Origin of the sequence: Sphingobium sp., assembly GCF_035511395.1 — a bacterium.
In the GTDB taxonomy this organism is placed as follows: Bacteria; Pseudomonadota; Alphaproteobacteria; order Sphingomonadales; family Sphingomonadaceae; genus Sphingobium.
On record NZ_DATKFP010000240.1, the window covers coordinates 1 to 2232 of the forward strand.

The window sequence follows — 2232 nt, forward strand, 5'->3', positions numbered from 1 at the left end:
CCCGCCTTTTCTGCCATATACCAGAGGATCGCGCCGCTTTCGAACATATCGATCGGTTCGCCGCCGTCCGACGGATCATGGTCCACGATCGCGGGCATCTTTCCCGCCGGGCCGATGAGCCGAAAGATTTCACCCGTCTGTTCCCCGGCGCGCAAATCCATCATCCGCAGTCGGTAGGGCAGACCGCATTCCTCTAGCATGATGCTGATCTTCCACCCGTTAGGAGTCGGCGCATACCAGAGGTCGATCATCTGCTGCCTACCGCTTCTGCAACACAAAGCCCGCGTCCTCGCGCGACCATGTACGCGGCGTACGGCCTTCCCGACGCAGCAAATCCTTCTGCACTTTGCCGGTCGGCGTGCGCGGCAGGTTCTCGCGGAATTCGATGTATAGCGGCACGGCGAAATAGGGCAGGCGCGGCGCGCACCATTCGCATAGTAACTGTTCGGACATGTCCGCGCCCTTCCTCAACTCGGCCGTGACCTTGACCTCATCTTCGCCATGGGGAGAAAGGACGGCATGGACAGCAACGTCCTGAATGGCTGGATGTGCGCGAAACACGGCTTCCAACTCCAGCGAGGAGATATTTTCGCCCCGGCGTCGGATGTAATCCTTCTTCCGATCGACGAAATAGAGATAACCGCTCTCGTCCAACTTACCGAGATCACCAGTATGGAACCAGAGGTTTCGCCATGCCTGGACGGTCGCTTCCGCCTTGTTCCAATAGCCCTTGAACAGGATATGCGGGTAGCGTGGCCGGCAGATGATCTCTCCGGGCTGGCCGACAGGCAGTTCGACATCATTCTCGTCGACGATGCGGATATCGAAATAGCGCCCGCTGCGGCCGGAAGAACCGTCCGGCCCGATTGGGTCGTCGGGCGCGGTGGAGGCGATGCAGGCCGCCTCGGTCATCCCATAGCCCGCGCTTGGAAGCGCAGGCACGCCAAAACGTTCCTCCCAGATTCCGGCGAGTCCCAGCGACATCGGTGCGGCGGAAAGCTGTCGGATCTTGCCGAAATGAACCTGCGCGTCGGGATGGTCGGGAGCAGCGGCGATCATCTGGGCCATCGACCCCAGCAAGGCGACCTGGGTGGCGCCGCTCCGTGCGATATCGGGCCAGAAATTGCTAACCGAAAAACGAGGCGCGACCGCCGCCGTCCCTTGCGCGAGCAGCGCGGTCATCACCGTCACGCCGATGGCGTTCAGGTGAAAGAGCGGCAGGCAGGTCCACAGGACATCGTCACCATTGGTGCCGTTGGCAGTGACCTGGAAATAGCCCATATGGGCGACCTGGTTATGCGGCAAGACGCAGCCCTTGGACGGACCGGTCGTGCCGGAAGTGTAGACTAGGAGCGCCGGATCGGCTGGTCCGAACTCGGCCTGGATGGGCTCATGGCGTCCGGGGGCCAACTTCTCCGCCTCGCTGCGGCGAATGACATGACGCAGCGCGGGTAGATCATCGCGTATGTCAGTCAGTCGATCGATATAATCATCTTCCATGACGATGATCGGCGCGGCGCAATCCGCCAATTGGTTTGCGAGAAACCGGCCTCGAAAGGCGGTGTTGATCGGCGCGCTGATGGCGCCCAGCTTGTTAGCCGCGAACCAGAAGAGGACATGATCGACATTATTGTCAAGCATCAGCGCGAGCGGCTGGCCCGTGCCCAGCCCCATGTCGCGCAGGGCGTGGGCCAGCCGCGTGGTTTCCCGGTCGAACTCAGCATAGGTCAGGGTCTGGCCGCTGAAATCCAGGGCGATCTTGTCTGGCACGGCTCTGGCCGCACGCTCCAGCACGGCGACCGTCGTGTCGAGCGGATGGGCGAGTGGATCGTGGGTCATGCGCCTGAGATGCCTCCGTTGATGCTGACCATCTGCCCGGTGATGTGCGACGCAAGCGGACTCGCGAGAAAGGTGATGAGGTTAGCAAGATCCTGGGGGCCCGGCAGGCCGAGTTGCGCTCGCTTCTCGATCTTTTCGAACAGTTTCTTGGAAAAGCCGTCGCTCAAGACCTTGTCGTAATTGCGCGTGTCGCGGATCAGCGAGGGGCAGACTGCATTGGTGCGGATCTGATAACGGCCGACCTCCCGCGCCAAGCCGCGCAGGAACATGCCCAATCCGGCCAGCGCGCCGCCATGCACCGCCTCGCCAGGCGTCGGTACCTTCGCCGCGACGGAAATCACGCCAATGATCGCGCCACCGCCGCGCGCGCGCAACAGCGGCACGGCATGATGG

General features: G+C 62.2%; 3 protein-coding genes. All 3 read right to left on the bottom strand.

Annotation, left to right across the window (positions count from 1 at the left end):
- On the bottom strand, positions 1–251 hold a 251-nt coding region (locus VMR39_RS17055), incomplete at its 3' end, for a glutathione S-transferase N-terminal domain-containing protein (RefSeq protein ID WP_325417247.1).
- 7 nt (positions 252–258) lie between these two features.
- The gene (locus VMR39_RS17060; RefSeq protein ID WP_325417249.1) at positions 259–1839 is read right to left on the bottom strand and encodes an AMP-binding protein; all 1581 of its coding nucleotides are present in this window, start codon (positions 1837–1839) and stop codon (positions 259–261) included.
- The coding region (locus tag VMR39_RS17065; protein WP_325417251.1) for an SDR family NAD(P)-dependent oxidoreductase at positions 1836–2232 on the bottom strand (397 nt) is incomplete at its 5' end. The genes VMR39_RS17060 and VMR39_RS17065, both read right to left, overlap by 4 nt.